Consider the following 24,004-nt stretch of genomic DNA (forward strand, 5'->3'; position numbering starts at 1 on the left):
GCATCCGCTATTCCCTGAGTGGGCAGAATTTGCTAAGAGATTGGTCCCAACCTTCCTGCCCACTGACCTCCCACTCATGAAGAACGACGAAATCCTGAGCCAGATCACCGACTTCTGCCGCAAGGCGGACATGGCGGAATCGACGTTCGGCCGGCGCGCGGTGAACGATGGGAAGCTGGTGCATCGCCTGCGCGAGGGAAAGCGCATCACCATCGACACGCTGGAGCGGATCCAGGCCTATATGGCCGCATCGATGGCCGGCGGCGTGCCGCCGCCGCGGGGACTTCAGGTGCCCCCCGAGAAGCGCGATCCGCGCGGCAATTTCCGCTTCTTCGAGAACCGCCAGAAATACCTGCTGTTCGTCCACACCTGCAGCGAAAAGCGGGTGATCGCGGACCGCGTCGCGCTGGAGCTTGCCTCGATCCATCCGCGCCCGCCGGCGCTGCGCCTGTTCGACGCCGGCGTCGGCGACGGCACGGTGCTGGCGCGGGTGCTGCGCGCCACGCACCAGCGCTTTCCGCACATGCCGTTCTACGTCGCGGGCAAGGAGCTCAGCCTGGAGGATTTGCGCCTGACGCTGGAGAAGGTGCCGGACCGTATTTTCGAGCATCCGGCGTCGGTGTTCGTGTTCACCAACATGTTCTACGCGGAGGCGCCTTGGCTGACGCCGGCTTCGCCTGCTGCAGCGGCGGCCACCGTCTGGCACGAGGTGCCGCTCCGCGGCGCTTCGTCGGGCGAGTTCGAGCAGCAGATCGCGGAGCTGAGGCCTTTTCTGGAGCAGAACTGGCGCGCTGCAATCAGCCCACGCACGGCCATGCCGCTCTACGAGCGGCCGGTCGTCCTCGTGCTCTATCGCGAGGACCACAGGTTCCTGCTCGATTCGACCATTCCGCGGCCGGGCCAGACTGAGGCCAATTTCGACCTCGTCATCGCATCCCAGCCCTACCGGGCCCTGTCATCGGTCAATTTCCGGGCCAAGCGGATCATTGCACCGCTGGCACGGGCGCTTCGGCCGGGCGGCAGGCTGATCGGAATCCACTCCCATGGGCAGGATCCGGGCATGGAAATGATCCAGGCGATCTGGCCTGGAGAAAATCCTTTCTCGGTCAGCCGTCATGAGCTACTGCGTGCAGTTAAGTATGAACTTGGATCGGTGGGCCGCGACTTAAATTTTAATGCATACGCGGATAACCGTTCGATCTTCAGGTATGATATGGAAGCGCTGCCCAACGAGGTCACCGGCACCATCGGGACCTCGACGGCCTTTGCAGCGTGGAATGCGGCGGTGTATGTCGCTCAGATTGAGGACGACCGATTGACAGAAATGACTCAAAACGGCCGCACTCTGGATGCCGCCAGGGACGTGCTGCGAAAGTACAATGGGCTCTGGTTTCTCGACGAATCCTACGTCATCTCGCGTCGGCGTGATTGACATCACCAAAAGTAAACATCGCAAACGCCCGCCGGCTAGCGGCGGAACAAGGGGTTACTGATGCGCGCGTCCTATCTCTTCACCAGCGAGTCCGTGTCCGAGGGCCATCCGGACAAGGTCTGTGACCGGATCTCCGATGAGATCGTCGACCTGTTCTACCGTGAAGGGCCGAAGGCGGGCATCGACCCCTGGCAGATCCGCGCCGCCTGCGAGACGCTCGCGACCACCAACAAGGTGGTGATCGCCGGTGAGACCCGCGGCCCGAAGTCGGTGACCAACGAGCAGATCGAGAGCGTCGTGCGCGGCGCGATCAAAGACATCGGCTACGAGCAGGAAGGCTTCCACTGGAAGACCTGCGACATCGAGATCCTCCTGCATCCGCAGTCGGCCGACATTGCCCAGGGCGTCGACGCGCTGCAGCCGGGCGAGGTCAAGGAAGAAGGCGCGGGCGACCAGGGCATCATGTTCGGCTACGCCACCAACGAGACGCCCGATCTGATGCCGGCGCCGATCTTCTACGCCCACAAGATCCTGCGCCTGATCTCCGAAGCCCGTCACTCCGGCAAGGAGAAGGTGCTGGGTCCGGACTCCAAGAGCCAGGTCACCGTGCAGTACGAGAACGGCAAGCCGGTCGGCGTGCGCGAGATCGTGGTCTCGCACCAGCATCTGGTCCCGGACCTCACCTCGAACCAGGTCCGCGAGATCGTCGAGCCCTATGTGCGCGAGGCGCTGCCGAAGGACTGGATCACCCCGAAGACGATCTGGCACATCAACCCGACCGGCAAGTTCTACATCGGCGGTCCCGACGGCGATTCCGGCCTGACCGGCCGCAAGATCATCGTCGACACCTATGGCGGCGCGGCCCCGCATGGCGGCGGCGCGTTCTCCGGCAAGGATCCGACCAAGGTCGACCGCTCGGCGGCCTATGCCGCGCGCTACGTCGCCAAGAACATCGTTGCCGCCGGTCTTGCCGACCGCTGCACCCTGCAGCTTGCCTACGCCATCGGCGTGGCGCGTCCGCTGTCGATCTACATCGACACCCACGGCACCGGTAAGGTTTCGGAAGACCAACTCGAGAAGGCCGCTGCCAAGGCGATGGACCTCACCCCGCGCGGCATCCGGACCCATCTCGATCTCAACCGGCCGATCTACGCGCGCACCTCGGCCTACGGCCATTTCGGCCGCACGCCCGATAACGAGGGCGGCTTCTCCTGGGAGAAGACCGACCTCGTCGAGCAGCTCAAGCGCGCGCTCTAGCGCCCTTACCTCGCCCCGCTTGCGGGGAGAGGTCGCCGCGAAGCGGCGGGTGAGGGGACTCTCCGCAAGCTCGGTGCTTGGATAGAGCCCCTCACCCCAGCCCTCTCCCCGTAAGAACGGGGGAGGGAGAATGGTGCCACATAGCGTTCAGCTTGCTTTGGTACTGACACGCCAGCCCTCACTGATTAGGAAACAGACATGAACGCGAAGCCCGGCTTCACCGATTACATCGTCAAGGACATTTCGCTCGCCGAGTTCGGCCGCAAGGAGCTCTCGCTGGCCGAGACCGAGATGCCCGGCCTGATGGCCACCCGCGAGGAGTACGGCCCGAAGCAGCCGCTGAAGGGCGCGCGCATCGCCGGCTCGCTGCACATGACGATCCAGACCGGCGTGCTGATCGAGACGCTCGCCGCGCTCGGCGCCGACATCCGCTGGGTCTCCTGCAACATCTATTCGACGCAGGATCATGCTGCCGCTGCGATCGCCGCCGCCGGCATTCCCGTCTTCGCCGTCAAGGGTGAGACGCTGAAGGATTACTGGGACTACACCGCAAAGCTGTTCGACTGGCACGGCGGCGGTCATCCGAACATGATCCTCGACGACGGCGGCGACGCCACCATGTATGTCCATCTCGGTCTGCGCGCCGAGAACGGCGACACCGCCTTCCTCGACAAGCCCGGCTCCGAGGAAGAGGAAGTCTTCTTCGCGCTTCTGAAGAAGCAGCTCAAGGAAAAGCCGAAGGGCTACTTCGCCGGGATCGCCAACAGCATCAAGGGCGTGTCCGAGGAGACCACGACGGGCGTGCATCGCCTCTACGACATGCAGAAGGCGGGCACGCTGCTGTGGCCGGCCATCAACGTCAACGACAGCGTCACCAAGTCGAAGTTCGACAACCTCTATGGCTGCCGTGAATCGCTGGTCGACGGCATCCGCCGCGGCACCGACGTGATGCTGTCGGGCAAGGTCGCGATGGTCGCCGGCTTCGGCGACGTCGGCAAGGGCTCGGCCGCCTCGCTGCGCCAGGCCGGCTGCCGCGTCATGGTGTCGGAAGTCGATCCGATCTGCGCGCTGCAGGCCGCGATGGAAGGCTACGAAGTCGTGACCATGGAAGACGCCGCGCCGCGCGCCGACATCTTCGTCACCGCCACCGGCAACAAGGACATCATCACCATCGAGCACATGCGCGCGATGAAGGATCGCGCCATCGTCTGCAACATCGGCCACTTCGACAACGAGATCCAGATCGCGTCTCTGCGCAATCTGAAGTGGACCAACATCAAGCCGCAGGTCGACGAGATCGAATTCCCCGACAAGCACCGCATCATCCTGCTGTCGGAAGGCCGCCTCGTGAACCTCGGCAACGCGATGGGCCATCCGTCCTTCGTGATGTCGGCGTCGTTCACCAACCAGACGCTGGCGCAGATCGAGCTGTTCGCCAACAACAAGGACGGCAAGTACGAGAAGAAGGTCTACGTGCTGCCCAAGACCCTCGACGAGAAGGTCGCCCGCCTGCACCTCTCCAAGATCGGCGTCAAGCTCACCGAGCTGCGCAAGGACCAGGCCGACTATATCGGCGTGAAGCAGGAAGGTCCGTACAAGTCGGACCATTACCGGTACTGAGATCGCACGCATTTGCGATAAAAGGCCCCGGAGCAATCCGGGGCCTTTTTTATTATCCGGCTGTCTGATACCCTTCAGGTAGAGCCAAAACAAGCCTGCCACTTTTGCAGCGGGCGGCCATTTCCGTACGCGTATTGTCAGATACCGAAAGCATTATGGAGGAATGCGATGTCCAATGAAGCCGCGAATGTCCACATCCTGAAAGAGGCGTATCGGCTCTGGCATGAAAGTCGTGGGGGCAGCGTCGATCACTGGTTTGACGCCGTCGTCGCCCCGAACGTCAATTTTGCATCGGTGCCGCGGGGTGTCGCGCCGCTCGATTTCGCCAAGCAGTATCGCGACAGCAAGGAATTGCGCGAATACTTCGACCGGCTGCTTTCCGAATGGACCATGCAGCACTACACGATCGACGAGTATATCGCGCAAGGAGACGCAGTCGTCGCACGCGGCTCGACGGCCTGGACCAACAAGAAGACGGGCAAGACCGCCGAGACGCCGAAGATCGATTACTGGCGGTTCAAGGACGGTAAAGCCGTTGAGTTCTACGAGTATTTCGATACGGCGTGTGTGGTCGCTGCAGCGACCTGACGGTTGCAATTTGGCGCGGCGCTGCCATCCTGTGACAGGAGAAACGCCATGGCCGAAACCAAACAACATTTCGACGTGCTGATCGTCGGTGCCGGCCTGTCCGGTATCGGTGCCGGCTATCATCTGCAGACCAAGTGTCCAGGCAAGAGCTACGTCATCCTCGAGGGACGCGACTGCATCGGCGGCACCTGGGACCTGTTTCGCTATCCCGGCATCCGCTCCGACAGCGACATGTTCACGCTCGGCTATTCGTTCAAGCCGTGGACCGATCCGAAGGCGATCGCCGACGGGCCCCAGATCCTGAACTATGTGCGCGAGACTGCCAGCGAGAACGGCATCGACAAGCACATCCGCTTCCACCACCGTGTCAAGCGTGCGGCGTGGTCGACGCCGGATGCGCGGTGGACAGTCGAGGCCGAGCGCATCACGGGCGAGGGCGCGGCCGAGCTGGTGTGCTTCACCTGCAATTTCTTGTTTCTGTGCTCGGGCTATTACAAATACGAGGCGGGCTACACGCCGGAGTTCAAGGGTGCCGCTGATTTCGCCGGCCGCATCGTGCATCCGCAGAAATGGACCGAGGACATCGACTACGCGGGCAAGTGTGTCGTCGTGATCGGCTCCGGCGCGACAGCGGTGACGCTGGTGCCGGAGCTCGCCAAGAAGGCGGCGCAGGTCACCATGTTGCAGCGTTCGCCGACCTATGTGGTGTCGCGGCCGGCGCAGGATCCCGTGGCCAACAAGCTGCGCCGCAATCTGCCGGCGCAGCTTGCCTATCACCTGATCCGCTGGCGCAACGTGATGTGGGGGATGTTCTTCTTCCAGCTCAGCCGGCGCCGGCCGGCGAAGGTGAAGGACCTCATCCTCAAAGGCGTGCAGATGGCGCTCGGCCCGGACTACGACGTCGCGACCCATTTCACGCCGCGCTACAATCCCTGGGATCAGCGGCTGTGCCTGGTGCCCGACGGCGACCTCTTCAAGGCGATCCGCGAGCAGCGCGCCAGCGTCGTCACCAGCGAGATCGACACCTTCACGCATGACGGCATCCGCCTGAAGGACGGCCGCGAGCTCGCCGCCGACATCATTGTGACGGCGACCGGGCTTGTGCTCCAGGTCGTCGGCGGCCTCGAGGTCAGCGTCGACGGCCGCTCCGTCGATTTTGCCAACACGCTGACCTACAAGGGCATGATGTATGCCGATGTGCCGAACATGGCCTCCGCCTTCGGCTACACCAACGCGTCCTGGACGCTGAAATGCGACCTCACCTGCGAATATGTCTGCCGCCTCATCAACTACATGGACCGGCACAATTTCCGCCAGTGCATGCCGCACAATGACGATTCCACCATCACCGCGCAGCCTTCGCTCGATTTCACCTCAGGCTACGTGCAGCGCTCGATCGCCAAAATGCCGAAGCAGGGCTCGAAGCGGCCGTGGCGCCTCCACCAGAACTACGCGCTCGACATCGTCTCCTTGCGCTTCGGCCGGATCGACGACGGCGTGATGCAGTATTCCTGAACTTGCTAAGTAGGATACCGCGATAGCCTCGCGTTCGCTTGAGACGAATCGCGACTTGCGGTAGTGTTTTTGCGCTGCAAGAAGTTTATTTCCGACAACGTCTGAGTTCCGCGTCGTTGCCGTCTTAAGGGGAGCGCGGGACATGCACGTCCTTGCCCTGGTCACGCAAAAAGGCGGAAGCGGCAAGAGTACGCTGTCCGTTGGACTGGCGGTGGCAGCAACGCAGCGCGCTGAGCGCGTCGCTCTCATTGAGGCGGACGCGCAAGGTACGATCTCGAAATGGAAAGAGCGCCGCGATCATCCCTATCCCCGCGTCGAGCGCGTTACGGATCCTGCCGAGATCGATCCGTTGATCACGCGCCTGAAGGCCGAAGGCGTCTGGCTTGCCATCATCGACACAGCTGCCACGACCAACAGTCTGGCGCTGCGCGTCATCGCCTGCGCGGATCTCTGTCTCATCCCGGCGCGCCCGAGCCCGGCCGATATCGAAGCCGCAATTCCTACACTGATCGCCATTCGCAGGCTCAACCGCCGATTTGCCTTCATCCTCAATCAGACGCCGACGCGGGGGTGCCGGCTGAGCGAAGCTGCCACATCGCTAAGCTCGCTCGGCATGCTTGCGCTCCCGTTTATTGCGCAGCGTAACGATCACCAGGATGCGCTCGGAGCAGGGTTGGGCGTGACGGAGTTCGCGCCTGCGGGCAAAGCTTCGGGCGAAATTGTATGTTTGTGGGGTTGGATCGCGGCGCACTTGGCCGAGGAGTCGGACGATTATGGGAAAGGCGCGCTCAAAGCTGCCTGCTGACGTTGGACGCACCGGGCGTCGCTCGCTGCTGGAACTGGCGGCGGAAGTGAGCCGTGCGGTCGACGAGGGCTTGGCCATGCCGCCGGGCCCAGTCGCCGTCTTCCCCCAGGAAGCGCCGCAGATCGCGCAAGAAGCGCCTGCTCCGATGACTGTTTCGGTACAAGAGGCGGCCAGCGTCATCGTTGCAAGACCTGAACCTCCGAGCAGGACCACCACTGATCTCATCGTGGACATGGCCAAGGAGTATCAAGCCCGCGCCTTGGACGGCATGAGCGCTACGCTCGACTACGCCAACGACCTCGCAAAGTCACGGCTGGCCAGTGTGAGTTCAGAGGCCAATGGAACCGTCGTCGCGGAAAGCGATCTCATCGACGCGATTGGAACGGCAGCCGAGTGTCGCACCGTCGTGCTCGAACTGATGAAGATCAATGCGGGCGCGACCTTGGAGTATGCGCGGGAGCTAGGCAGTGCAAGAACGCTGGCGGAGTTGGTTGAGCTGTCGGGCACGCATGCGCGAAAGCAATGTGAGTTGGTCCTGAGGCAAACCGAGTTGCTGAGGTCGCTTGCTCAAAGCATGACAAAGCCCAGTGCCAGGTGATGCCGCGAGCCTCGACGTGTCGCTTCGTATCTGCACTGGTCATGTCATCCTCTTGCGCGGACGGCGCTCGGATCATCCTGTCTGGGTGGTGCGGCGGCGCCGGAATTCCTGCACGGGCAGGCCGCCCCAGCCCCAATTGTCGGTGTCGACTTCCTCGATCACGACGAAGGTGGACTCGAGCGGCTTGCCGAGCACGTGGCGCAGCAGCTCGCTCGAGCCCTTGATCAGTGCGGCCTTCTCCTCCGCCGTGAGCGACGCCGAACCCGGCGTCGTTCCCTCGCGGGTCACTTGAATGGTGACGATGGGCATTGTCGTTCTCCTCCTCTCAGTGGCCGGCGCTCTGGCCGCCGTCGACATGCAGGATCTCGCCGGTGACGAAGGAAGCGCCCTCGAGATAGAGCACGGCATCGACGATGTCGGACATCTCGCCCATGTGGCCCACGGGATGCATCGCGCCGTACTGCGCATGCGTCGCGACGGCGTGCATCGGCGACTTGATGATCCCGGGCGACACCGCGTTCACGCGAATGCCACGCCTGGCGTATTCGATCGCGAGCGACTTGGTCGCGGCGTTCAGCCCGCCCTTGCTCAGCGAGGCCAGCACCGAGGGCACGTTCGAATTGGCCTGATCGACCAGTGTGGTCGTGATCTGGACGACATGGCCGGACCCTTGCTTCTCCATCTCGGCGATGGCGAGCTGGGTGATGTGGAAGAAGCCGGCGACGTTGGTGCCCATCACGGCCGCATAGTCTTCGGCCGTGTACTGCGTGAACGGCTTGGCGACGAAGATGCCGGCATTATTGACCAGCGTGTCGACGCGGCCGAAGCGGGCGACGGCCTGCGAGACCACACGCTCGGCGGTGGCTCGGTCGGCGATGTCGCCGGCAATGGCGAGGACGTCTTCGTCGCTCGACGGTTTGACGGAGCGCGCCGTTGCGACGACGCGGTAGTTGCGATCGCGAAAGCCCTGAACCAGGGCGGCGCCGATACCCTGCGATGCACCGGTGATGATGGCGACCTTCTGCTCGATACCCATGACGGACTCCTGTTTTTGGCTTGAAAACCTGCGCCAGCGGCGGGCTGGCTTGGGCGTTGAGGTACGCTGCGGCGGCTTACTTGCGAATATCCGCTGCCCGGCAGACACTCTTTCGCAGCGCGAACGAATGCCGGACCGATCCTTGCGGAGGTTGTCGCAGCCGACGCAAACGCCTAGCTTTCAGCCGAAATCTCAGGGGGCTGCGGCGAGCGCATGGATCGTCTGGACGCGATGAAGGTGTTCGTCCTTGCGGTGGACGAGGGGAGCCTCGCTGCCGCGGGCCGTAAGCTCGGCCGCTCGCCGGCAGCCGTCAGCCGTGCCATCGCCTTTCTGGAAGAGCGGGTCGGCGCCGAGCTGCTGCACCGAACGACACGCTCGATCAAGCTGAGCGAGGAGGGCGAGCGCTATGTCGCGGTCTGCCGCCGCGTGCTCACCGAGCTGGAGGAAGCCGAGGACATCGCGGCCGGACCGCGCACGGCACCGCGTGGTCTGCTCACGATCACCGCTCCGGTGGTCTCGGGAGAGATGGTGCTGCGGCCGATCCTCGACGCGTTTCTCGACGCCTATCCGACCGTGTCGGCAAAACTCCTGCTGTTCGACCGTGCGGTCAATCTGATCGAGGAAGGCGTCGATATCGCGCTTCGCATCGGTCCGCTGGCGGACTCGGCGATGGTGGCGATGCGGGTCGGCGGGATCAGTCGCGTTGTGGTGGCCGCTCCCCGTTACCTGAAACAGCAACCGCGCATCACTGAGCTGGGTGATCTCGCCAAGCACCAGATCGTCGCGATGGCGCACCTGCCGAATTCCTGGACCTTTGCGCCGCAGGCGGGCTCGTCGGCGCCGCGCACCGTGCAGTTCACCCCGCGGCTCGTCGTCAACAGCACCTATGCGGCAGTGGCCTCCACTGTGGCCGGGCGCGGCGTGGCGCGGATGTATTCGTACCAGGTGGCCGAGCAGGTCGCGCGCGGCGAGCTCGAGATCCTGCTTGCCGGCGACAAGGATCCGGAGATGCCTGCGCATCTGATCTGTCCGCAGGGCCGGCTTTCGGTGCCCAAGGTGCGCGCCTTCACCGACTTCGCCGTGCCCCGGCTGAAGAAGCAGTTCGCGCTGCTGAAGCAGAGCATCAAGGCGCGCTGAGCCGCTTCACGCCTGCGCAATGCGTTGTTTTGCGTATACGGCGGGGCGGCTGAATCGGCGACGCTTCCACAACGGTTAACGCCGATTTAACGGATGAGTCCTAGCCTGTCTCGGCCGGGGTTACTCGCAAGGCCGAGGTGAGCCCAATGGAAGCCCAGAGAATAGCGGTCGACGCCGTCGTCGCGCTGACCGATTGCGACCGCGACGCCGTCATCGCCTTCATCCGCCGGCTCTACCTCGCCGGCGTCACCGACCCCAAGCGCCTGACCTTCAAGGGCCTGCAGGCGCTGTCGCGGGCCTGATTCGGCTCGTTTCGGCCAGTTTGACCCAAGTTCCGTCCCCTTGCTCTCTCCGGCGTGATTGCAACCCACCGGCGAATATCTTGCCGCTCAGTCCCGGTCGGGCTACACGACACCCCGGCTGGATCACTTGGGATTGGGGAAATGTTGAAACAGCTTTTTGCGCCGCAGCTCGTCATTTTGTACGTGCTTGCCGCCTCGACGATTTACGTTCACTTCCGCGGCAAGCAGCGGCTGCGCTTCGCGCGCCAGCTCGGCGACCACTCGACCTATCTCGCGCCCTACAACGTGCTGATGTACGCCGGCTCGGCAGTGCCGAACAGGCCGGTGATCTCGGTCGATCAGTTTCCGGAGCTCAAACCCCTCAGCGATAACTGGGAGACCATCCGCGACGAGGCCGTGCGCCTGTTCGACGAAGGCTTCATCCGCGCGGCGGCGAAGAACAACGATTGGGGCTTCTACTCGTTCTTCAAGAGCGGCTGGAAGCGATTTTACCTGAAATGGTACGACGACTTCCTGCCGTCGGCCAACACGCTGTGCCCGAAGACGGTGGAGCTGCTCAAATCGATCCCGAGCGTGCATGGCGCCATGTTCGCGATGCTGCCGCCAGGCGGCAAGTTAGGGGCGCATCGTGATCCCTTCGCGGGCTCGCTGCGCTATCACCTCGGCCTGGTCACGCCGAACTCGAACAAGTGCCGGATCCTCGTCGACGGTGTCGAATGCGTCTGGCGCGACGGCGAAGCCTTCATGTTCGACGAGACCTTCATCCACAGCGCCGAGAATGCGACCGACGTCAACCGCATCATCCTGTTCTGCGACGTCGAGCGCCCGATGAAGTACGGCTTCATGACCGCGATCAACCGCTGGGTCAGCCATCACATCGTCAAGGCGTCGGCGACCCAGAACGTCGACGGTGAGAATGTCGGCGTGCTCAACAAGGTGTTCGGCAAGCTCTACGAGATCCACCTCGCCAGCCGCAAGGTGAAGGAGTGGAACCGCAACGTCTACTACACGCTGAAATACTCGCTGACGGCGCTGATCCTCGGCCTCATCGTGATGTCGGCGATCAGGTGATCGGCGCGTCGCGATGAGTTGCTTGCCGACCGCGAACGCAGAGATCACGCAGGTCTTCTGCGAGTGGCTGGAGACCTTCGCGGGCTATGTCCGCGAGGTCGACTACGCCTCGGCGCGGCCGCTCTTCCATCCCGACGTGCTCGCCTTCGGTACCCATAACGACGTCATCCCCGGCCTCGATCAATGGGTCAAGACGCAATGGGACAACGTCTGGCCGAAGACGACCGACTTCCGCTTCGTCCTCGATCAGACGTCCGTTCTGGTATCACCGGACGGCATGATGGCAACCGTGATCGCGCCGTGGACGAGCACGGGCTATCATCCCGATGGCAGCACGTTTGCGCGCCCCGGCCGCGCGACGATGGTGTTTTCGAAAAATGGCGATGGCTGGCTGTGCGTGCATTCGCACATGTCGCTCAATCGCGGTGTACCGCAGGTAAGCCATGCCAATCGGCCGGTGAAGGCCTGGTAGCTCCCGTAGGGTGGATTAGCGAAGCGTAATCCACCAATAGGCGCGAGCAACAATTGACGTTCTTTGTTGTCGTGCGTCTGTAGTGGTGGATTACGCTTTCGCTAATCCACCCTACAATATCGAGGCCCTACTCCGGCTGGCCGATGCTCACCTTCAGCGTGCCGACGCCGTCGACACCGCATTCGAGCTTGTTGCCGGGCTGCAGCTGCGACACGCCGGCGGGCGTGCCGGTCATGATGATGTCGCCGGCGGCGAGCTTCACCTGCTGGGAGAGCTGCCAGATGATCTCAGGCACGTTCCAGATCAGCTCGGTGAGGTCGCCCTTCTGCGCTTCCTTGCCGTTGACCGTCAGCCAGATCTTGCCCTGGGCGGGATGGCCGATCTTCGAGGCCGGCTGCAGCGCGGAGCAGGGCGCCGAATGGTCGAACGACTTGCCGATCTCCCACGGGCGCTCCTTCTTGCGCGAGGCGATCTGGAGGTCGCGGCGGGTGAGGTCGATGCCGACGGCGTAGCCGTAGACGTGGTCCAGCGCCTTGTCGGCGGCAATGTTCAGCCCACCGCTCTTCATCGCGACGATGAGCTCGACCTCGTGATGCAGATCCTTGGTCAGCGGCGGATAGGGAATGGTGGCGCCGTCGGGCACCAGCATGTCGGCGTGCTTGGCGAAGAAGAACGGCGGGGCGCGCTCGTCATTGCCCATCTCGCGGATGTGCTCGAGATAGTTGCGGCCGACGCACCAGATGCGGCGAACCGGATAACGGCCGCTTTCGCCGACGACGGGAAGCGAAGCCTGGGGCGGAAGCGGGATGACGTAGGAGGCGGCGTTCATGGAGCGGTCTCGCTGGTCTTGAGGTGGAACGAACTTTATGCGGTTGCGCTGATCGGCGCCAGAGCGCCGGCGTCGTGATGTTGCAGGCGGAAGAACGAGGCGTAACGGCCGCCGCGGCGGAGCAGCTCATCATGCCGGCCCTGCTCGACGATCTCGCCGCCTTCGACCACCAGAATGCTGTCCGCGTGCATGATGGTGTGCAGGCGGTGCGCGATCACGATGGTGGTGCGGTTCTGGCACAGATGCTCGATCGCCTCCTGTACCTGCCGCTCGGATTCGGAATCGAGCGCGGCGGTGGCTTCGTCCAAGAGGATGATCGGCGCGTTCTTGAGCAGCGCGCGCGCGACCGCAATGCGCTGGCGCTGTCCGCCCGAGAGCTGGGTGCCGTGCTCGCCGACCGGCGTGTCGTAGCCGAGCGGGAAGCCCATGATGAAGTCATGCGCGCAGGCTGCCTTCGCCGCCTCGACGATCTCGTTCTCGCTGGCGCCCGGCTTGCCGAAGGCGATGTTGTTGCGGATCGTGTCGCGGAACAGATAGACGTCCTGGCCGACATAGGCGGTCTGGGCGCGCAGCGATTTGCGTGAGACCGACGAGATCGACTGGCCGTCGATCACGATGTCGCCTTGCGTCACCTCGTAGAAGCGCAGGAGCAGCCCCAGCACGGTCGACTTGCCGCCGCCGGAGGGGCCGACCAGCGCAGTCACCTTGCCGGGCTCGGCGACGAAGCTCATGCGGTTGAGCACGGTCTCGCCCGAGCGATAGGAGAAGCTGACGTCACGCAGCTCGATGCGGGCATCTGTCAGCTTCAGCGCCGGCTTGTCATCGTCGGACTGCTCGCTCGCGGGGCTGTCGACGACCTCGAGCAGCATGCGGGCGCCGACCAGCTGGCTGTTGAGATCGATGTTGAGGCGGGCGAGCCGCTTGGCCGGCTCGGTCGCCATCAGGAACGCGGTCATGAACGAGAAGAACGCGCCGGGCGTGGCGTTGAGCGCGACCACGGCGTAGCCGCCGTACATCAGGCAGCCCGCGACCGCGAAGCCGCCCAGCATCTCCATCAGCGGGTTGGAGCGGTTGGCGACGCGGGCCATCTTGTTGGCGTTGCGCTCGACGACCGCGATGTTCTCGTCGATGCGCCTCTGCATGGTCTCTTCGAGCGTGAACGCCTTGACGGTGCGGATGCCCTGCAGCGATTCCTGCATGGTCTCCATGATGTCGGCAGTGCCGGTGAACTGGTTGAAGGCGAGGCCCTTGATGCGCTTGACCAGCTTGCGCAGCACCAGCATCGCCGGTGGCACCGCGACGAGGCCGATGAACGACATCAGCGGGTCCTGCCAGACCATCACGCCGATCATGGCGAGCAGCATCAAGAGGTCGCGCCCGATGGCGTTGACCAGCATGTTGAGCACGTCCGTGATCGACTTGGCGCCGGCGGTCAGCCGCGCCAGGAACTCGGACGAGTGCCGCTCGGAGAAAAAGCCGACGTTTTCGCGCATCAGCTTGGCGAACAGTTGGCGCTGGTTGGTGGCGAGGATCGCGTTGCTGATCTTGGTCAGGATCACCATGTGGCCGTAGGTCGCCACGCCCTTGATGAACAGCAGCGCGACCGTGATCCCAGAGAACATCGCGATGCCCGGGATGTTCTTGTCGACATAGGCCTGATTGATGACCTGGCCGAGGACGTAGGTCGCAGCAGCGGTCGCACCGGCGGCGAGGGCCATCAGAGCGAAGGCGACGAGGTAGCGCCGCCAGTAGACGATGCCCTGTTCCGTGATCAGCCGGCGCACGAGGGCCATGGCCGCATAGGGATCGTCGGTGATTTTCTTTGGAAACTGCGCCATCCGGTGTCCATTGACGGCGCAGGACAAAGCCTGCCCGCGCGTCAGGGATCGATGGGCCTCTGTGCCCGCTCAAGCCGGGTTTTTCAAGCCCAATTAAGGGCTTGCGCTTGGGATGATTCTAGGCCGAGGCGGCGTGGCGGAGCTCGCCGTGGCGCTCGCGGAACAGCTTGTCCTCCCAGGCCAGCGCATGGGCTGCGATGGTCTCGAGGTCGTCGTATTGCGGCCGCCAGTCGAGCAGGCTGCGGATGCGGCTGGTGTCGGCGACCATGGTCATGATGTCGCCGGGCCGGCGCGGGGCGTATTGCACGGCGAAGCTGCGGCCCGAAACCCGGCGCACCGCATCGATGGTCTCCAGCACCGAATAGCCGCGGCCATATCCGCAATTGAGCGTGGTCGAGGCGCCGCCATTGCGCAGATAGGCGAGCGCCGAGCGATGCGCCTGTGACAGGTCCGTGACGTGGATGAAGTCGCGGATGCAGCTGCCGTCGGGGGTCGGATAGTCGGTGCCGAACACGTCGATCTTGGCGCGCTGGCCGGTGGCGGCTTCCACCGCGATCTTGAGCAGATGCGTGGCGCCGACGGTGGCAAGGCCAATGCGCGCCTGCGGATCGGCGCCGGCGACGTTGAAATAGCGCAGGGTTACGTATTGCATGCCGTAGGCGGCGGCGACGTCGTGCAGCATGATCTCGGTCATCAGCTTCGACGAGCCGTAGGGCGACAGCGGCCGCGTCGGCGCGTGCTCGGACACGGGCACCTGGTCCGGATTGCCGTAGACGGCAGCGGTCGAGGAGAAGATGAAGCGGCCGATGCCGCGCTTGACCGCGACGTTGAGCAGGTTGCGCGCGGTCGTGAAATTGTTGCGGTAATAGCCGAGCGGATCGCGCATCGAATCCGGCACGACCACGGAGCCGGCGAAATGGATGATGCTCTCGATGTCGTGCTGGGCGATCACGCCTTCGAGCAGGTTCTCGTCGCCGGCGTCCCCAATGAACAGCGGCACGCCTTCGGGCAGATAGGCCGAGAAGCCAGTGGAGAGATCGTCGATCACGACGACATCCTCGCCGGCTTCCGCCAGCGCCAGGACCGTGTGACTTCCGATATAGCCGGCGCCGCCGGTGACTAGCACAGTCATGATCTCACCCGTCTTCGATCAACGCGCCAAGCTAGCGCTTGCGTGGTGAAGAGGGGGTATCGGCGCGCCTGAACTGGTCACTATGCTTAATGTTGCGTATAGGGACTTTGCGAAACGGAGCATGACGTGGCGAATTCCCAGGGCGATCTCGAAGTGATCGTGCCAAATCTGCACAGGCGCTATTCCGGCGTCACCGCGACCAACCGGATGGTGGCGCCGCGGCTGGCAAAGCTGTACCGCGCCGCCTGGTTCGGCTCCGACGCGCCGGAAGGGATCGCGCGCCTCGACGTTGCCGATTTCCTCCAGCTCTGGCGCCGCAAGGCACCGCTGATCTGGCACGCACGCCGCAACAACGAGATGATCGCCGGCGTCGTGCTGCGCGCGCTCGGCTGGCCGCTCAAGCTCGTGTTCACCTCGGCAGCGCAGCGGCATCACAGCTGGATCACGCGCTGGCTGATCCGGCGCATGGACGCGATCATCGCAACATCGGATCTCTCGGCCTCGTTCCTGAAGGTGAAGGCGACGGTGATTCCGCACGGCGTCGACACCGATGTCTATGCGCCGCCGGCCGATCGCACTGCCGCCTTCGCCGAAGCCGCGCTGCCGGGCCGCTACGCCATCGGCTGTTTCGGCCGCGTGCGCGCGCAGAAGGGCACCGACGTGTTCGTCGATGCGATGTGCCGCTTGCTGCCGCGCTATCCCGATTTCATCGCTGTCATCGTCGGCCAGGTCACGGCCGAGCAGACGCCCTTTGCCAACGAGCTGAAGAAGCGCATCGAGGCAGCCGACCTGCAATCGCGCATCGTCATCACCGGCGAGCTGCCGATCGAAGCGGTGCAGCGCTGGTATCAGCGGCTGACGATCTACGCCTTCACCTCACGCAACGAAGGCTTTGGGCTGACGCTGATCGAGGCGATGGCGGCGGGCAGCGCCTTGGTCGCCGCACGCGCCGGCGCGGCCGAGCTTGTGGTAGAGGACGGCGTGAGCGGCGTGCTGATCCCGACGGGTGATGCCGACGCGCTTGCTGCGGCGCTCGAGCCGCTGATGCGCGATGTGGCCGCGGCGACCGCGATGGGCGAGCGTGGGCGGGCGAGGGTGCTCGAACTTTTCAGCCTCGATGCCGAAGCGGCGCGGATCGGCGCGATCTATCGGCCGCTGCTCTGAGCACAGCTCCTGATACCGCGACACAAAAACCGCGAAAACAACCCCATGCACAGTAGGCGGGTTCAGCAAAATCAATGGCTTGGCGAGAGGGCTCAATCTATTGCGGATTTTTCGAATCGCATTTTGACTCGTCGGGCAAAACAGTGGCAGGATGTCATCATTGCCGCGAGCCCCGATCGGCTCAGCTGGTCACCCTCGCCCCCACCTCCTTCAGCACCCGCTGCGCAATTCCCACCACCTCGCTAGCTGCAATATTCCGCATGCAGCGGTGGTCGTTCACCTTGCAGACCGTGCTCTGGCAGGGCTGGCAGGACAGCGCTTCCTTGTCCTGCACCAGTGTCGCGGCGAGGCCGTTGAGCGGGGCCCAGAGGTAGGGGCTGGTGGGACCGAAGATGCCCATGGTCGGCGTGCCGAGGGCGGCTGCGATGTGCATCAGGCCGGAATCGTTGGAGATGGCAACGCCGGCGGCGGCCATGGCGAGGACGCCGTTGCGCAGATCGGTCCCGGTGAGATCGCGCACCCCCGGGCCGCGAGCGGTCCCAGGGCCGCCAGTGGTCCCCGGGCCGCCGGCGGCGACGATCTCCTGGGCAAGCCCCTTTTCGGCGGGGCCGCCGACCACCCAGACCTCGAGGCCGCGCTCGACCAGCAGGCGGGCAGCTTCGGGATAATAGGTCCAGCGCTTTGAAACGCCGACCGAGCCTGGGGCAAGCGCCACCGCGGCGCCGGCGCCAAGGCCATTGGCTTCGCGCCAGCGGGCGATGTCCTCGGCCGGAACGCGCAGTTGCGGCACCGGCCATTCCGCCGGCAGGGGCGCGCCGTCGGGCTGGGCGAGGGCGGCGTTCTTGTCGATGAAGCGGGGCAGCTTCTTCTCGCCCCAGCGCCAGCGGTTCAGCAGGCCGAACCGGAACTCGCCGACGAAGCCGACCCGTTCGGGAATACCGGCCAGCGCCGGCGCGATCGCCGCCTTCCAGGTCCGGGGCAGCACCAGGGCAGTGCCATAGTTCCGTTTCCGAAGCAGCCCTGCCAAGCCGAACTGGCGTGCGACGGCCAGCCGGCCGCGCGGCATGTCCCAGACGATGCCGGCGCGCACCCCGGGCATGTAATCGACCAGCGGGGCGCACAGGGACGTGGTGAGGAGATCGACCGGCCGGTTCGGCCAGCGTTCCTTCAGGACCCGCACGACGGTGTGATTCCGCACGAAATCGCCGATCCACATGTAGGGAACGATCAGGATCGGGCGCGTGTCGCTCCGGTCTGCATCACCACCAAGTTGCGAATCAATGTTCATTGGTTATTAGGACCGAAGACGTGCCGATATGGCGGCTCGGTTAGCCGCTCCGGGCCGGGAGGTAAAGCCGGCAGAAGAGCAATCCCAAAACCGCTTACACTTTGGCGGATCATGCGCTACGGCAGGATCGGGCACTTAAAATCGGGCAGGTAGGTGGAATGTTGCTGGTGACCGGCGGGGCCGGTTTTATCGGATCGAATGTCGTGGCTGCGCTGAACGAGGCCGGCCGCAGCGACGTCGTGGTCTGCGATTTCCTCGGAACCGAAGGCAAATGGCGCAACCTCGCCAAGCGGCAGCTTGTGGATATCGTTCCCCCCGCCGAGCTGATGGACTGGCTGAAGGGCCGCAAGCTCGAGGCCGTGATCCATCTCGGGGCGATTTCCGCAACCACAGCGACCGACGGCGACCTCGTCATCGAGACCAATTTCCGCCTGTCGATGCGCCTTCTGGACTGGTGCACGATGAATGCGGTGCCGTTCATCTACGCGTCCTCGGCGGCGACCTATGGCGACGGCACGGAAGGCTTCGACGACGATTCCTCGCTGCCGGCGCTGAAGAAATTGCGGCCGATGAATCTCTACGGCTGGAGCAAGCACCTGTTCGATCTCGCAATTGCCGAACGAGTGGCGCGCTGCGACCGGCTCCCGCCGCAATGGGCCGGCCTGAAATTCTTCAACGTGTTCGGCCCGAACGAATATCACAAGGGCTCGATGATGAGCGTGCTGGCGCGGCGCTTCGACGACGTGAGGGCTGGTCGCGTCGTGCAGCTGTTCAAGTCGCATCGCGAGGGCATCGAGGACGGCGATCAGCGTCGCGATTTCATCTATGTCGACGACGTCGTGCGCGTCGTCCTTTGGCTGCTGGCGACGCCGTCGGTGTCCGGCCTGTTCAACGTCGGCACCGGCAAGGCGCGCAGCTTCAAGGACCTCATGCTGGCTGCCTATGCCGCGCTCGGGGCCAGGCCCAACATCGAATACATCGACATGCCCGAGCAGATCCGCGACAGCTACCAGTATTTCACCCAGAGCGAGGTCGATCGTCTGCTCCGCGCCGGCTATAACGGCGGCTTCACGACGCTCGAGAACGCGGTGAAGGCCTATGTCGGGGACTATCTCGACCGGCCCGACCGCTTTCGCTGAGGCCCTGTAGACCATGCCGACGCCCATTCTCGATTTCGATGCCCTCGCGCAAGCCATCTCAGGCCGCACGGTGCTGTGCATCGGCGACATCATGCTGGACGAGTTCGTCTACGGCGAGGTGTCGCGGATCTCGCCGGAGGCGCCGGCGCCCGTCATCGCCGCCCAGCGCAGCGAGATCCACGTCGGCGGCGCCGGCAACGTCGCGCGCAACGTCGCTTCGCTCGGCGCGCGCTGCATCTTCGTCGGCCTCATCGGCGAGGATGATGCCGGTGCGCGGCTCGCGGCCGCGCTCGATGATCAAACCGGCATCGAAAGCGTGCTGGTGCGCGACGCCTCGCGGCCGACCACGCGAAAAGTCCGTTTCGTCTCCGAGCATTTTTCCACACACATGCTGCGCGCGGATTGGGAGCAGGCGCTGGCTGCGTCCGACGACGTCGAAACCAAATTGATCGACGCGATCCTGCCGCAGATCGCGCGCGCCGACATCGTGCTGCTGTCCGACTACGCCAAGGGCGTGCTGACGGCGCGCGTGATCCGCCACACCATCGATGCCGCCCGCAAGCTCGGCAAGCCCGTGATCGTCGATCCCAAGAGCCTGAACTGGGCGATCTATCGCGGCGCCACGCTGCTCACGCCGAACCGCAAGGAATTTTCGGAAGCGACCCGCAGCCGCGCCGAAACGGTGCAGAGCATCGTCGAGGCCAGCGAGGACGTGATGCGGCTCGCCGATTGCGAGGCGATCCTGGTGACGCAGGGCGAGCGCGGCATGACGCTGGTGCCGCGGAATGGCGGGGCGGTTCACGTGCCGGCCGTCCCGGTGAAGGTGCGCGACGTCTCCGGCGCCGGCGACACCGTCGCCGCTACGCTTGCGGTCTCGCTCGCGGCCGGCGCGGACTGGGACACGGCGCTGCGCATGGCCAATGCCGCCGCCGCCGTCGCCGTCGGCAAGCAGGGCACCGCCAGCGTCAGCGCGGCCGAGCTGCGACGCAAGATCCTGCCGCATGCGACGCTCGCGGCCGAGGAGAAGATCGTGCTCGATCCGGCCGCGCTCGACGCGCAGCTCGCCGAATGGAAAAGGCAGGGCCTTCGCGTCGGCTTCACCAATGGCTGTTTCGACATCCTCCATCCCGGTCACGTCAAGGTGCTGACCGCCGCGCGCGCCGCCTGCGACCGCCTGATCGTCGGACTCAACAGCGACGCCTCGGTGCGGCGGCTGAAGGGGGCCGATCGTCCGGTCCAGGACGAGCGCGCGCGTGCCGAGGTGCTCGCAGCGCTTGAGGCCGTCGATCTCGTCGTCATCTTCGCGGAAGACACGCCGATCGACCTCATCACCAGGATCAAGCCCGGCGTGCTGGTGAAGGGCGGTGACTACACCCGCGAGCAGGTCGTCGGCCACGAGGTGGTCGAGGCCGCGGGCGGGGTGGTCGTGCTGGTCGACATCCTCCAAGGCTTCAGCACGACGGCGCTGGTGCATCGCGCCCGGGGAGGGAGCAATTGACGGCGCTCGCACGGGAATCGACCAGCGAAATGTTGCATCGTCGTCTTCGCAGCCCCGCTGCCTGGCGCGAGACCGTCGATCTGTTTGCGATCCTGACCGCGGCCTCGCTGCCCTGGTCGACGTCGCTTGCCGGCATCTTCAACGCGCTGATGCTGCTCTGCATGGTGCCGTTTCTCGACGTTCCCGCGTTCCTGCAATCGCTGAAGCGCCCGATCTGCATCGCGCCGATCGCACTCTTCGCTCTCGCGCTGCTGGGGACGCTGTGGTCGGACGCAGCCTGGGGCGTCCGCCTCCACGCGGTCAGTCCGACCGTCAAGCTGCTCGTGCTGCCGGTCCTGCTCTACCATTTCGAGCGCTCGCCGCGGGGCAGGTGGGTGTTCGTCGCCTTCCTGGTATCCTGCGCGCTGTTGTCGGTGATGTCCTGGCTGGTCGCCTTCTATCCGAGCCTCACGCTCAAGACCGACCCCTTGGAGCGCGGTATTTTCGTCAAGAACTACATCGACCAGAGCCAGGAATTCGCGCTCTGCGCCGTCGCGCTTGCCTATCCGATCGTGATGCTGTTGCGCGAGAAGCGCTATTGGCTCGCCGGGCTGCTGACGGCGCTGGCGCTGAGCTTCTTCATCAATATGACGTTTGTAGTGGTGTCACGCACCGCGCTCGTCACCGTTCCGATCATGTTCGGGGTGTTTGCACTGCTTCATCTCAAATGGCGCAGTATCGCGCTCATTTCTGTCGCCTTGCTCGTCGCCGCAATTCTCGCCTGGCAGGCCTCGCCGTATTTGCGCCATACCGCCGAGCGGTTCTCCGACGACTACACCCGCTACATCGAGAGAGGCGAGCCGACCTCGCTCGGGCTGCGGCTCGAATTCTGGCGGAAATCGCTCGGCTTCTTCGCGGAGGCGCCGATCGTAGGGCACGGCACCGGCTCCACGCGCGGATTGTTCGAGCGCGTCGCGACGCCCGCCGGTCAGTACCAGGCGTCCGCCGAAGTGATTGGCAACCCCCACAACCAGACGCTGAACGTCGCCGTGCAATGGGGCGTGATCGGCGTCGCAGTCCTCTACGCGATCTGGATCCTGCATCTGCTGTTGTTCCGGGGCGACGGGCTTGCCACCTGGATCGGGCTCCTGGTCGTGGTGCAGAACGTCTTCACCTCGCTGTTCAACTCGCATTTGTTCGACTTCCACGAGGGCTGGATGTACGTCATCGGCGTCGGCGTGGCCGGCGGCATGGTGATCCGGGCACAACAGGCCGAGGCGAAGATGGGCGAAGGCGGTCCGTGAGCGGCCGCGCGGCTGGCAAGTCTTGTCCAGATGGGCTATCAGCGCGGTCAGGTTGTATCTAACTGGGTCTTCATCGGTCGGCGGATGACGCGTTTTTCGCATCTCACCTTGCGCAATTTCCTGATCGCGCTCCACGACCTGCTCGCGACCGCGGCGGCGCTTTTTGCCGCGTTCTATCTGCGATTCGAGGGCGGCGACGGCTTCTTCGACCGCCTGCCGCTGCTGTTCCAGATCCTGCCCTACTTCCTCGCCTTCAGCGTGGTGGTGTTTTTCATCTTCAACCTGACCACGACGAAATGGCGCTTCATTTCGCTGCCTGACGCGCTGAACATCATCCGCGTCGCGACGGTGCTGACGGTCGCCCTGCTCGTGCTCGACTACATCTTCGTCGCCCCCAATGTCCGCGGCGCCTTTTTCCTCGGCAAGGTGACGATCGTCCTCTACTGGTTCCTGGAGATATCCTTCCTCAGCGCGCTGCGCATGGCCTACCGCTACTTCCGCTATACGCGCGTGCGCCGCCATGCGAGGACCGATGATGCTGCGCCGACCCTGCTGATCGGCCGCGCCGCGGATGCCGAGGTGCTGCTGCGCGGAATCGAGAGCGGGGCGATCAAGCGGATCTGGCCGGTCGGCGTGCTGTCGCCGTCGAGCTCCGACCGCGGCCAGTTCATCCGCACCGTGCCGGTGCTGGGCGGTATCGACGACGTCGAGGACGTCATCGCCGATTTCGCCAAGCGCAACAAGCCGATCGCGCGCCTCGTCATGACGCCGTCGGCGTTCGAGCCGGAAGCCCGTCCGGAATCGATCCTGATGCGGGCGCGCAAGCTGGGCGTCATCGTCAACCGGATGCCCTCGCTGGAGAGCGGCGACACGCCGCGGCTCACGGCGGTCGCGGTCGAGGACCTCCTGCTGCGGCCGAGCGAGAAGATCGACTATGCACGCCTCGAGGCCCTGATCAGGGGCAAGGCCGTGCTCGTCACCGGTGGCGGCGGCTCGATCGGCTCGGAGATCTGCGAGCGCGTCGTGGCCTTCGGCGCCGCGCGGCTCCTGATCGTGGAGAACTCGGAGCCGGCGCTCTACGCGATCACCGAAGCGCTCGCCGCCCGCGGGACGGCGGCCGCGATCGAAGCCCGGATTGCCGACATTCGCGATCGCGAGCGCATCATGCGCTTGATGGCGGAGTTCAAGCCGGACATCGTATTCCACGCCGCGGCGCTCAAGCACGTTCCGATCCTCGAACGCGACTGGAGCGAAGGCGTCAAGACCAACATCTTCGGCTCGATCAACGTTGCCGATGCCGCCGTGGCGGCCGGCGCCGAGGCGATGGTGATGATCTCGACCGACAAGGCGATCGAGCCGGTGTCGATGCTCGGCCTGACCAAGCGCTTCGCGGAGATGTACTGCCAGGCGCTGGATCACGACCTCGCCGCCGGTGCGCGCGGGGGCAGGCCGCCGATGCGGCTGATCTCGGTGCGGTTCGGCAACGTGCTGGCCTCGAACGGCTCGGTGGTGCCGAAGTTCAAGGCCCAGATCGAGGCCGGCGGCCCGGTGACCGTCACGCATCCCGAGATGGTGCGCTACTTCATGACCATCCGCGAGGCCTGCGATCTCGTGGTCACCGCGGCCACGCATGCGCTCGGAACGCAGCGTGGCGACGTCTCCGTCTACGTGCTCAACATGGGCCAGCCGGTGAAGATCGTCGATCTCGCAGAGCGCATGATCCGCCTGTCGGGACTGCAGCCCGGCTACGACATCGAGATCGTGTTCACCGGCATGCGCCCGGGCGAACGCCTGCACGAGATCCTGTTCGCTTCGGAGGAGCCGACCCGCGAGATCGGCGTCGCCGGAATCATGGCCGCGCAGCCGAACGAACCGCCGATGCAGACGCTGCGCAAATGGATTGCGGCGCTGGAGCAGGCGATCGCGCGCGACGATCGCGCCACCATCAGGACCATTCTCAAGGACGCCGTCCCCGAATTCGGGTCGACCGCGGCCTGACC

22 protein-coding genes are annotated in these 24,004 nt (G+C 64.6%); 16 read left to right on the plus strand and 6 right to left on the minus strand.

Features of this window, described 5'->3' with window-relative positions:
• The first annotated feature begins 76 nt into the window (after positions 1-76).
• The 7 genes from ACNJYD_RS13130 to ACNJYD_RS13160 all read left to right on the plus strand — a co-directional run bounded on the left by ACNJYD_RS13130 (position 77) and on the right by ACNJYD_RS13160 (position 7,815).
• Positions 77-1,432, plus strand: a complete 1,356-nt coding sequence (locus tag ACNJYD_RS13130; protein WP_057028724.1) for a hypothetical protein — start codon at positions 77-79, stop codon at positions 1,430-1,432.
• Positions 1,433-1,492: 60 nt separating this feature from the next.
• Positions 1,493-2,689, plus strand: coding sequence for a methionine adenosyltransferase (gene metK, locus ACNJYD_RS13135; protein WP_172785319.1), 1,197 nt, complete (start codon positions 1,493-1,495; stop codon positions 2,687-2,689).
• Between the two features lie 198 nt (positions 2,690-2,887).
• Complete coding sequence (ahcY, locus tag ACNJYD_RS13140) at positions 2,888-4,309, plus strand: adenosylhomocysteinase (RefSeq protein ID WP_172785318.1); 1,422 nt, start codon at positions 2,888-2,890, stop codon at positions 4,307-4,309.
• 168 nt (positions 4,310-4,477) lie between these two features.
• Positions 4,478-4,897, plus strand: coding sequence for a nuclear transport factor 2 family protein (locus tag ACNJYD_RS13145; protein ID WP_172785317.1), 420 nt, complete (start codon positions 4,478-4,480; stop codon positions 4,895-4,897).
• Between the two features lie 48 nt (positions 4,898-4,945).
• A complete protein-coding gene (locus ACNJYD_RS13150; RefSeq protein WP_439366588.1) occupies positions 4,946-6,412 on the plus strand; it encodes a flavin-containing monooxygenase in 1,467 nt (488 codons plus the stop codon).
• A 142-nt stretch (positions 6,413-6,554) separates the two neighbouring features.
• The gene (locus ACNJYD_RS13155) at positions 6,555-7,217 is read left to right on the plus strand and encodes a nucleotide-binding protein (RefSeq protein ID WP_439366589.1); all 663 of its coding nucleotides are present in this window, start codon (positions 6,555-6,557) and stop codon (positions 7,215-7,217) included.
• On the plus strand, positions 7,186-7,815 hold the full coding sequence (locus tag ACNJYD_RS13160; RefSeq protein WP_439366590.1) for a phasin family protein: 630 nt from the start codon (positions 7,186-7,188) through the stop codon (positions 7,813-7,815). Before ACNJYD_RS13155 ends, ACNJYD_RS13160 begins: the two co-directional genes overlap by 32 nt.
• A gap of 72 nt (positions 7,816-7,887) precedes the next feature.
• Here the strand turns inward: ACNJYD_RS13160 and ACNJYD_RS13165 are convergent, their stop codons facing one another.
• Complete coding sequence (locus ACNJYD_RS13165; protein WP_439366591.1) at positions 7,888-8,124, minus strand: tautomerase family protein; 237 nt, start codon at positions 8,122-8,124, stop codon at positions 7,888-7,890.
• 16 nt (positions 8,125-8,140) lie between these two features.
• The gene (locus ACNJYD_RS13170) at positions 8,141-8,851 is read right to left on the minus strand and encodes an SDR family NAD(P)-dependent oxidoreductase (protein ID WP_172785312.1); all 711 of its coding nucleotides are present in this window, start codon (positions 8,849-8,851) and stop codon (positions 8,141-8,143) included.
• 213 nt (positions 8,852-9,064) lie between these two features.
• Here ACNJYD_RS13170 and ACNJYD_RS13175 point away from each other — a divergent pair, with 213 nt between their 5' ends.
• The 4 genes from ACNJYD_RS13175 to ACNJYD_RS13190 all read left to right on the plus strand — a co-directional run bounded on the left by ACNJYD_RS13175 (position 9,065) and on the right by ACNJYD_RS13190 (position 11,833).
• Positions 9,065-9,988, plus strand: a complete 924-nt coding sequence (locus ACNJYD_RS13175) for a LysR family transcriptional regulator (RefSeq protein ID WP_439366592.1) — start codon at positions 9,065-9,067, stop codon at positions 9,986-9,988.
• 146 nt (positions 9,989-10,134) lie between these two features.
• The gene (locus tag ACNJYD_RS13180) at positions 10,135-10,290 is read left to right on the plus strand and encodes a hypothetical protein (RefSeq protein ID WP_007612486.1); all 156 of its coding nucleotides are present in this window, start codon (positions 10,135-10,137) and stop codon (positions 10,288-10,290) included.
• A 141-nt stretch (positions 10,291-10,431) separates the two neighbouring features.
• Complete coding sequence (locus ACNJYD_RS13185) at positions 10,432-11,361, plus strand: aspartyl/asparaginyl beta-hydroxylase domain-containing protein (RefSeq protein WP_172785309.1); 930 nt, start codon at positions 10,432-10,434, stop codon at positions 11,359-11,361.
• 13 nt (positions 11,362-11,374) lie between these two features.
• Entirely contained in the window at positions 11,375-11,833 is a 459-nt protein-coding gene (locus tag ACNJYD_RS13190; RefSeq protein WP_172785308.1) for a YybH family protein, read from the plus strand.
• 127 nt (positions 11,834-11,960) lie between these two features.
• Here the strand turns inward: ACNJYD_RS13190 and ACNJYD_RS13195 are convergent, their stop codons facing one another.
• The 3 genes from ACNJYD_RS13195 to galE form a co-directional block, all read right to left on the minus strand.
• Positions 11,961-12,662, minus strand: coding sequence for a fumarylacetoacetate hydrolase family protein (locus tag ACNJYD_RS13195; protein WP_439366593.1), 702 nt, complete (start codon positions 12,660-12,662; stop codon positions 11,961-11,963).
• Between the two features lie 35 nt (positions 12,663-12,697).
• The gene (locus ACNJYD_RS13200) at positions 12,698-14,500 is read right to left on the minus strand and encodes an ABC transporter ATP-binding protein (protein ID WP_439366594.1); all 1,803 of its coding nucleotides are present in this window, start codon (positions 14,498-14,500) and stop codon (positions 12,698-12,700) included.
• Positions 14,501-14,618: 118 nt separating this feature from the next.
• Entirely contained in the window at positions 14,619-15,632 is a 1,014-nt protein-coding gene (gene galE, locus ACNJYD_RS13205; RefSeq protein ID WP_172785305.1) for a UDP-glucose 4-epimerase GalE, read from the minus strand.
• Between the two features lie 126 nt (positions 15,633-15,758).
• Here galE and ACNJYD_RS13210 point away from each other — a divergent pair, with 126 nt between their 5' ends.
• Positions 15,759-16,796 (plus strand): glycosyltransferase family 4 protein, encoded by a 1,038-nt coding sequence (locus ACNJYD_RS13210; protein ID WP_439366595.1) that lies wholly within the window; start codon positions 15,759-15,761, stop codon positions 16,794-16,796.
• A gap of 181 nt (positions 16,797-16,977) precedes the next feature.
• On the opposite strand, the gene waaF is transcribed toward ACNJYD_RS13210, so the two are convergent.
• Entirely contained in the window at positions 16,978-18,084 is a 1,107-nt protein-coding gene (gene waaF, locus ACNJYD_RS13215) for a lipopolysaccharide heptosyltransferase II (protein ID WP_439366596.1), read from the minus strand.
• Positions 18,085-18,242: 158 nt separating this feature from the next.
• Here waaF and rfaD point away from each other — a divergent pair, with 158 nt between their 5' ends.
• The 4 genes from rfaD (at position 18,243) to ACNJYD_RS13235 (ending at position 24,002) form a co-directional block, all read left to right on the plus strand.
• The gene (rfaD, locus tag ACNJYD_RS13220; RefSeq protein WP_212260216.1) at positions 18,243-19,223 is read left to right on the plus strand and encodes an ADP-glyceromanno-heptose 6-epimerase; all 981 of its coding nucleotides are present in this window, start codon (positions 18,243-18,245) and stop codon (positions 19,221-19,223) included.
• Between the two features lie 13 nt (positions 19,224-19,236).
• The gene (gene rfaE1, locus ACNJYD_RS13225; protein ID WP_212260218.1) at positions 19,237-20,721 is read left to right on the plus strand and encodes a D-glycero-beta-D-manno-heptose-7-phosphate kinase; all 1,485 of its coding nucleotides are present in this window, start codon (positions 19,237-19,239) and stop codon (positions 20,719-20,721) included.
• A complete protein-coding gene (locus ACNJYD_RS13230; RefSeq protein ID WP_439366597.1) occupies positions 20,718-22,004 on the plus strand; it encodes an O-antigen ligase family protein in 1,287 nt (428 codons plus the stop codon). Before rfaE1 ends, ACNJYD_RS13230 begins: the two co-directional genes overlap by 4 nt.
• An 84-nt stretch (positions 22,005-22,088) precedes the next feature.
• Positions 22,089-24,002: an SDR family NAD(P)-dependent oxidoreductase gene (locus tag ACNJYD_RS13235; RefSeq protein ID WP_439366598.1), complete on the plus strand. Its 1,914-nt coding sequence runs from the start codon at positions 22,089-22,091 to the stop codon at positions 24,000-24,002.
• The last annotated feature ends 2 nt before the right edge of the window (positions 24,003-24,004 follow it).

The sequence above is a fragment of the Bradyrhizobium sp. SPXBL-02 genome, from assembly GCF_051853065.1.
Lineage (GTDB): Bacteria > Pseudomonadota > Alphaproteobacteria > Rhizobiales > Xanthobacteraceae > Bradyrhizobium.